4 protein-coding genes are annotated in these 8,091 nt (G+C 34.0%); 2 read left to right on the top strand and 2 right to left on the bottom strand.

Going from position 1 to position 8,091, the window contains the following annotated elements; genetic code table 11:
* Nucleotides 1-32: 32 nt before the first annotated feature.
* Both VKJ25_RS10805 and VKJ25_RS10800 read left to right on the top strand, forming a co-directional pair.
* Entirely contained in the window at nucleotides 33-884 is an 852-nt protein-coding gene (locus VKJ25_RS10805; protein WP_324236642.1) for an alpha/beta fold hydrolase, read from the top strand.
* A 362-nt stretch (nucleotides 885-1,246) separates the two neighbouring features.
* On the top strand, nucleotides 1,247-2,050 hold the full coding sequence (locus VKJ25_RS10800; protein ID WP_324236640.1) for a glucosamine-6-phosphate deaminase: 804 nt from the start codon (nucleotides 1,247-1,249) through the stop codon (nucleotides 2,048-2,050).
* A 463-nt stretch (nucleotides 2,051-2,513) separates the two neighbouring features.
* Here VKJ25_RS10800 and VKJ25_RS10795 read toward each other — a convergent pair whose 3' ends face one another.
* Both VKJ25_RS10795 and VKJ25_RS10790 read right to left on the bottom strand, forming a co-directional pair.
* Nucleotides 2,514-5,018, bottom strand: coding sequence for an ATP-binding protein (locus VKJ25_RS10795; protein ID WP_324236639.1), 2,505 nt, complete (start codon nucleotides 5,016-5,018; stop codon nucleotides 2,514-2,516).
* A gap of 790 nt (nucleotides 5,019-5,808) precedes the next feature.
* Nucleotides 5,809-7,935, bottom strand: a complete 2,127-nt coding sequence (locus VKJ25_RS10790) for a protein kinase domain-containing protein (protein ID WP_324236638.1) — start codon at nucleotides 7,933-7,935, stop codon at nucleotides 5,809-5,811.
* Nucleotides 7,936-8,091: the final 156 nt, after the last annotated feature.

Here is an 8,091-nt window from a genome sequence, read left to right as displayed (position 1 = left end):
AAATTAATAGATTCAATTCTCATATTTTGATTATGGTTTATTATCGCAAAACGTTAAATTCATCCAATATTCAACTTTCTTATCTAGAATGGCAAACAGAAGAAAGTCAAGAAAAAAAACAACCACTTTTATTATTACATGGTTTAGCAGATTCAGCTTTAGTCTGGCTAAGTTTGGGAGAATATTTAGCAAATAAATATCATATTGTCGCGCCAGATATGCGCGGTCATGGAGAAAGTGAAAAACCAGAAACTGATTATAGTTTTGAAACAACAATTGCCGATTTAGAAGCATTAATGAAATATTTAAACTGGTCTTCAGCTCATATTTTAGGTCATTCTTGGACGGGAAAATTAGCTTGTATTTGGGCTAGAAAAAATCCGGAAAAATTTAAAAGTATGATTTTGGCAGATCCAGTTTTTATTGGCAAAATGCCTGGATTTCTTAAAATTACTTTTCCTCTACTTTATCGAACTTTAGAAACTCTCAAAGGTATGGGTCCGTTTGATAGTTTTGCTGAAGCAGAAACTCAAGCAAAAGAGTTAGGAAAATATGCTGGTTGGAGCGAATTTCAACAAACAGTTTTTCGGGAAAGTATTGATAAAAAAGCTGATGGAAAGTGGGGAAGTAAATTTGTGATTCCTGCTAGAAATGAAATATTTACAGAAGTGATGCGAGTTCCTGGTTTAACAGAATATATTGATGTACCAACTTTGTTTATTCAACCAGAAAAAGGTGTCAATAAAAGTGATGTGCAAGTTAAACCTTATCGTCAGTATTTAAGGAATTTAAAAGTAGAAAAAATTCCGGGAAATCATTGGGCATTTTTGGTGGAACCGGAAAAGTTTAATCAGATAGTAGGGGGATTTTTAGACAGTTTATAATCACATCATCAAAGATTAAATAGAAACCTGGTTTGTTATTCTGATTCTTGATTTATACCTTGAAAAAAAGACTTTTTCAGCTAACTATAATCAGAGATATAGCTATCAGAAATTATTCGTGAAAAAAACTGTAGGGGTTTGGTCTCAAAACCAAAACCCAAAGGGATTTGGCAACCAAACCCCTACCATAAAATCTCACTATCTATTTACGATTGCTATAGTTTTCATTATCAATTATCCAAACCAAAACCCAAAGGGATTTGGCAACCAAACCCCTACCATAAAATCTCACTATCTATTTACGATTGCTATAGTTTTCATTATCAATTATCCATTATCCATTATCAATTATCAATTATTATATGGCTTCTAATTTCAGCAATAACACAACCGAACTCTATCAACCAATCAAAACATTTTTTGTTGATTCTCTATCAGTCAAAGTATATCATCAAGAAGCAAAAATGGCTCAAGATGCTGCTTATATTACCCAAGAATATTTGCAAAATTTAATTACTAAACAGGGAAAAGCAACTGTTATTTTAGCAACTGGAAATTCACAAATTATGTTTCTCCAAAACTTAATTTCTTTAGGTGCTATAGACTGGTCTAAAGTAACTTTATTTCATCTTGATGAATATCTAGGAATATCTGGAAATCATCCTGCAAGTTTCCGTTTTTATCTCCAGGAAAAAGTAGAAAAATTTATTAAACCTCACCAATTTAATTATATTGAAGGTGATGTGAATGAACCATTAGAAGAATGCGATCGCTACACTAAATTATTATCTTCTCAACCTATCGACTTAGTTTTTTTAGGGGTAGGAAAAAACGGACATATAGCTTTTAATGATCCATCTGTAGCTAATTTTAATGACTCTCGAACAGTGAAGTTAGTCAAACTTGATATAACTAATCGTCAACAACAGGTAGACCAAGGTCATTTTCCTAATCTTAATGCAGTTCCCCAATACGCATTTACATTAACTATTCCCACAATTTGTTCAGCAAAAAAAATTCTTTGCTTTGCACCAGGAAAGCGAAAGGCAAAAGTAATTAAAGATATGTTATATAATCCGATTAATCAATTTTGTCCTGCTTCTATTTTACGACAAAAATCTCAGGCAATATTGTTTTTAGATACTGATTCTGCTAACCTCTTATAGTTACTTTTAAGCATTCAGCATTCAGCAATCAGCTATTAGCTATTAGCTTTATTACTTTTAGAGCAAGCTCGCTGTTATTGTGATTTAATACCAAATAATAGTTACTTCATTCACTAAAAAGCTATTGGCGCAGCATTCCGCAGAAAATAGTTACTAACTTTATCAATAAATTTTACATAAAAATAAAGGTATAAAGCCTAATACAAAAAGAATATTTCCTTCTATTCAATTCTTTCATTTTTAACCAGAATTAATTGTAGAAATTATCAATTATTAATTAGGGCTTGCTGATTAAATATCAAAGTATTAATATACAAATCTTAAAGGATTTTTCTAGTTATAAAAAGTGTCAAAAAACTACTAAATTAACCTTAAAAACTCTGGATTTTTTCTCACAAAACTTGGAAAAATTTAGAACAATTAACGGCTATAAATATTGCCCATTGCCTACCTTCAGCAAACCCTAATTTAACTTAATCGGAATCATAATTATAAATTCTGTACCTTTTCCAATCTGAGAATTACATTCTAGTTTTCCTTGATGTTTTTCCACAATAATTTGATAACTAATGGAAAGTCCTAATCCTGTTCCTTTGCCAATAGATTTGGTGGTAAAAAAAGGTTCAAATAAATTAGACTGAACCTTTTCACTCATTCCTCCCCCATTATCAGCAATCAAAATTTTTATCCAATTATTTTCTATTACTTGAGTTTTAATTCTAATACAACCTACCTCACCCATTTTTTCTGAGCGAGATTGAGAAAATTGAACCTCTTCAATGGCATCAATTGCATTACTAATAATATTCATAAATACTTGATTAATCTGTCCTGCATAACAGTTAATTTTGGGAAGTTGACCATACTCTTTAATTACTTCAATACCAACAAATCCTGATTTAGGTTTGAAGCGATTTTGTAAAATCATTAAAGTGCTATCAATTCCTTCATGGATATCTACTTCCTTAATTTCTGCTTCATCCAAACGGGAAAAAGTTCGTAGTGACTTAACAATCTCTATAATCCGTTCAGTTCCAATTTCCATAGATGTGAGAACTTTTTTTAAATCTTCTTGGAGAAAATTTAATTCAATAGCTTCAATTTCTGACTCAATTTCAGGATGGGGATGGGGATAATAATTTTGATAAAGTTGAAGTAAACCGAACAAATCTTGAATATAATTTTTTGCATAAGTAATATTTCCATGAATAAAGTTAACCGGATTATTAATTTCATGGGCAACTCCAGCAACCATTCTACCTAAACTAGACATTTTTTCACTTTGAATCATCTGAGTTTGAGTCGATTTTAGTTCTTTTAAAGTTTCCTGTAATTCTTGTTTTTGTACTTTTAATTGAGCTTCTGATTCTCGTAAAGCATTCTCAGTTTGTTTGCGCTCGCTAGCTTCAATTACTAAAGACACTAGGTTAGCAATTGAATGTACAAAAAATTCATCTTCAACAGTCCAATATTTTATTTCACTGCACTTTTCTATACAAATAACACCCACTATCTCTCCACCAATCCAAACTCCAGCATCAAGCATAGAAAAAATATCTAAAGGTTTGAGATAAGTCTCAGAAAATTCCTTAGTTCTAGGATCGTTGTGAGCATCATTAGCTGCAATAATGCCATGATTTTGTAGTGAATTAATCGCTCGAAAATAATTAGGATAATTTTTCATATCAAGATTTGTTTCTCTAATGTGTTCATTGAGTTGGTTTTGGTACAAATTTAGAGATTTTAAATAATTTTTCGAGTCGTCATACAACCAAACTCCGGCTCGTTCAACTTCTAATATTTTAGCTGTAGCTTCCGTAATTGCTTGAATACCTGTTAACAAATCTCCTTGATTTACAGCTCGATTTTGCACAAGTTCCATTAATATTCTATTATGATTTTGCAGTTTAATTTGGCTTTCTTTGCGGTCGCGAATTTCCAAAAGTAGTTGTTGTTGAGTATAACTTAACTCATTTAAAGCCTGATTTTTTTCTTCTAGTTGTTTTTCCAGTTCATCAGTTTTAATAATTACTTGACCAGTTAATGGATGGAGTAGTACAATCATTCCACCAGTACCCAAAAGACTTAAAACTATTATGACAATTCCAATGGTAATAAGCTGACGATTTACTGGAGCATACAATTCTTGACGTTCGACGGCGATCGCTAGTCCCCAATTTACTTCTGATAGAGATTCATAAGCAATTATTTGACCATAATTCCAAAATTTAGGTTTGACAAATATTACTCCAGAATCTTGAGAAAATAAGGTTTTTTCTAACTCTTTAGTAATTGATTCAGATAAACTGTTGCTTTGATTTTTCGATGATAAAAATAATTTGAGTTGTTGTTTTTCTAAAGTTCCTAAAAATACTTCACCAGTCTTACCTACTCCCGTATTATCTGTGATAATTTTTTCTAAACCTTGCATTTTAAATAAAACAAAATCTGTACCGATTCGTTGTTTTTGTGAGTTATGAACTGGTTGGGTAATCATGAAATATAATTTATTATCGATAGAAATTGGATTGCTGATTTTAGCTTTTTTAACTGGCAAATTCCAAAATTTTTGAGGAATAGGTATACCAAGTTCAACTATTAATTTATTATCTAGACCTAAACGACTAATTCCAACTACATCTTCAGTCTGATTAAGAGCATCTGTTAGATATAATTTCACCTTAGAAACAGCAACAGCAGAATTATTTGGATTACGATTATAAATTTCTAAATTTACTCTTGCTTGAGTACGACTAGAAATTTGGGAAGCAATATCTTTAGCTCTAGAAAGAAATACTTCAACCGTTAATCTTTTAGTTCGTAAAGCTGACTGTAAGTTCCTTTCTTGATTCCTTCTAAGTTGTTCAGAAAGGGGAAATATACTTATTATTGCTACCAATATACTAATAGCTAATATTCCTACTGCAGAATAAAAGATTAACAACCTTTGTAACTGTTTAGAGTTCATTCTTTTTCCGAAAAATCTTGATAAAATAGATATAGCAGTTCTCGTTCTCTGTGAGGTACAGTTTTAGACCCCACCACCCCCCCTTTTTTTAGCTATCTCTGATCAGAAACTCCTAAAACCCTTCTGGGGAGGAGGGGAGCCGGGAGAAACAATCATGCTAGCCAAGTAAAAATACTTAAATAATCCCAGAAAAATGTATGAAAAAATACATTTTTTTTCCAAAAAAGCCGAACCAAGACTTATACCATTTTTCAAAAAGTTTTCTACATTTTGTTGAGCAGGGGAGTAAGGGAGAAGCAAACATAAGAATAATTAACATTAACTTAGCTAAAATCAGCAAAAAAGTAATTTTGCTTATACTGATTAGTTAATAACTGAAGTATTGCTATACTTGGGCAATACTTTTGGGAATTAGTATTACATATAACTTCTCAATAATGCCCAAGTTTTATGTTAAGAAAGATGTTTATAAAGCATAGCTTTTTAAGGGGGGGGTAGACAAGGGAAAGGGGGATTTAGGGGGATCGTAAACGTACCTCATCTTTATGAAAAATCCTATAAGTTATATATTTGTTACAAAACAGATATTAATGTCTATTTTAAAGTTGAGATAAAAATAAGGTGGCCGTTGCAGCTAGACAACTAAAGCCATTTTTTTATATTATAATAGACAATAATTTTAAGTAGTTGTGCATAATTAGAGAAGTTCAAATATAACTCAATATTTACCGAAAAATTAAGGTACAAAGGCTCTGACTTCATACTGATAACTGATAAGTGATAACTGAAATTACCATTTCCCCATAGCTCCCCAAGCAGCTCCGGAAAAACAACCACCAATAGCACCTAAACCAGCTCCAAAAATTGTCGAAATAATTGATGTTATACTTGCATTGATTCCGACAATTCCCACTAAATCTATCAACGGAATTTGTGATAAAATACCACCCAAAATTACCCCAATAATTACTCCTAAAAAACAACCCCAAATTCCACCCAATACACCACCTCTAAATCCAGATAATTTATTCGATAAAGGCAAAGTAGGTACACCTAAAATAGGTCCAAAAACAAAACCTCCCATCATTCCTCCCATTCCACCTATACCCATTGCCGGAATCATACTACTCATCAACATAGATAACAATATCGCCGAATTATTACTCTGATTTAGACTTTCCTGAAACACAAAAACTCCTGATAAAATTGCCCCAATAACTGCACCTAAAAAAGCACCCCAAATTGACCCTAAAAATAAACCTCGTCCTCCCCAAACTCGCCCCGGAACAGGCAGCGCCAAAGGTGGTTTAAAAGCACTCCAAACACCACCCCAAATAATCCCTAAAAATCCACCCAATACCAATGCTTGTCCAAATGCCCCATCGCGGTTGCCGACTCCATAAACAATGCCACTAATAGCAGCCGCAATAAACCCTCCCCACATCGCCCCAGTTAAACCTAGACTAACATTAGATGAATTTGTTGGGATCACATACTGAAAGGAGAGCGCTAAAAAACCACCCCACAATATTCCCATAATTACACCACCGATCGTCGCAACGCTACCTTTGATGATAGCTAATACCAAACCTGATATTGCTGCTGCACACAAAACTCCCCACAGACCACCCCAAATAGCATCTTGGGCGACACCAGAAAAACCGTTACCACCCCCTGGCAAGGGAATTATTGGTAATGACGGCGATCTAAATTTGGTAGAAACAGGAGTTAGTAAAGGTTGATATTGCCCCATTTGCCGAGGTATGATAATTGGTTTCGGTCGTCCTGGTTTTTTAGGGGGAGCAGTTTTTTGTGCTGCTAATGATAACGACTTCTGCTTCTTGAGTCCAGGTTCCAAATGTTGCTTATTTTGTACTGCTCTCCTGGAAGGAAAAGGATCTCGCCCTTTCAATAATTTAGTCCGTTCGCACCACGGACAAGACTTTAAGTGATTTCCATACAAATGTTGATTATTTCTTTGACAAGTCACCAAACTATTCTCAGACTCTCGTAAAACCTGCAACCAAGTTCTGGTATCTGGGCGCAACCTTGGTTTTTTGTAACCTACTTCAAAACACTCAATTAATAATTCTCGTATGCTCGGATGCAAAATTTTCCAATTTGGTGCAAGTGGCATCGGACGATAGGGAACTTGCTTTTTTCCATAGGGAAAATGACCTAATTTAATTCGTGTTTCTATGGTAGGAGGCTCCCCTCTGTCCTTGTAAACTCCAGCAAAAGGGTGAGTTCCTTCCATCAAAAGTTGAAATATTAATATTCCAATGCCAAATAAATCATGTTCAGGTTTGCGGTCAATATCTCGGAAACTCTGACCTTGTAATTCTGGGGGTGTGAACTCTGGTTTACCCACTGGACAACGGTAAAATTCTTGGGTATAGGGGTCTTGGACTTGAAATGAGTCGGTATCAACTAGGGTGACAAGAGCGGTATCTGTTACCAGAATATTTGATTCGTTGACATCACCGATCACATATTTACTATTATGTAAAGCGTTAACTGCTGCCACTAAGTTACGAGCAGCGCGGTGCAGATAACGATAGTTAAAAAGGGGTTTTTTTTGCCGACGGTTTCTGGGATTATAAAATATATGTATTGGTTCCGCTCTGTAAACACGGGGCATTAAAAAACCGACTATTTGTTGTTTCTGGTTGATAGTCCGTAATAGGTCTACAGGCCATGCGATCGCCGAATGTCCTCCTGCTGTGGGTGCATTGGGTGGATGGGAAAACATGATGGTTAACTTATCTGCATTTTCATCTGTGGGTTTATGGTAGATTTTGGCCACCAGAGATGGGTCTTGTAATATAGAATAGATACGACCTTCACCACCGCCACCAATTTGGTTTTGGGTGTCTAAGGTAATAGTTTGTCCACTGAACTGACGTTGCAACCGCATGGCATGGGGTTTGGGTAAATGTATTAAAAGTATTTTTTAGTTTACAGTATAGCTTTAAATTTTCAGTTTTGTTAATAATTTTTTTTTGTTAGTTCATTAATGGATAATTGATCATTACCTCTGGTTAAAACTGAGAGGATTGAATATAGGGAAATA

This window comes from Okeania sp., from assembly GCF_035285525.1.
Lineage (GTDB): Bacteria > Cyanobacteriota > Cyanobacteriia > Cyanobacteriales > Microcoleaceae > Trichodesmium.
The sequence above is the reverse complement of the archived record's forward strand: the minus strand, read 5'-3'. Positions and strand labels throughout refer to the sequence as shown.

Coding starts and splice junctions, on each gene's coding strand:
- VKJ25_RS10805 (WP_324236642.1), top strand. CDS start 33: ATGGTTTATTATCGCAAAACGTTAAATTCATCCAATATTCAACTTTCT.
- VKJ25_RS10800 (WP_324236640.1), top strand. CDS start 1,247: ATGGCTTCTAATTTCAGCAATAACACAACCGAACTCTATCAACCAATC.
- VKJ25_RS10795 (WP_324236639.1), bottom strand. CDS start 5,018: ATGAACTCTAAACAGTTACAAAGGTTGTTAATCTTTTATTCTGCAGTA.
- VKJ25_RS10790 (WP_324236638.1), bottom strand. CDS start 7,935: ATGCGGTTGCAACGTCAGTTCAGTGGACAAACTATTACCTTAGACACC.